The 391-nt window shown below is 43.7% G+C and carries 1 protein-coding gene; it reads left to right on the top strand.

Annotation, left to right across the window (positions count from 1 at the left end):
* The first annotated feature begins 111 nt into the window (after positions 1-111).
* Positions 112-366 carry a hypothetical protein gene (locus P5674_RS26075; protein WP_014274804.1) on the top strand — a complete coding sequence of 85 codons (255 nt, stop codon included), beginning with the start codon at positions 112-114 and terminating at the stop codon, positions 364-366.
* Positions 367-391: the final 25 nt, after the last annotated feature.

Here is a 391-nt window from a genome sequence, read left to right as displayed (position 1 = left end):
ATGACTTAATATGGCGATAATAAGCGCCGCCGCCCCCGCCACCGGTAGGACGCATTGCCAATCGAATCGGCATTTATAGTAGAATAAAAATAACCACTTCTATTGTCTCACATGAACATCACTCCGGGAGTCTATCCTGATTTTTCCGAAACCACATTAGAAGCCTTAACCTTAGCTATGGGGCGGCGATTGCTACAAAGGCAAAAAAACCTGACGATTAACTTCACAGGAAAAGACGTTATGGATTTAACTCTCAATGAAGAGGATTCTGTTGTCAACCTGGATATTGACGAGCTAGAAACTTATATAGAAGGTGGCGCGATTAAAGTCCAAGAGCCGTTGTTGATGCCTTTGAACCCGGTATAGGCAGTTACCCCTTTAACCAAACCAA

The sequence above is a fragment of the Limnospira sp. PMC 289.06 genome, assembly GCF_032350395.1.
Taxonomy (GTDB): domain Bacteria; phylum Cyanobacteriota; class Cyanobacteriia; order Cyanobacteriales; family Microcoleaceae; genus Limnospira; species Limnospira platensis.
This window is presented reverse-complemented; position numbering and strand designations above follow the sequence as displayed.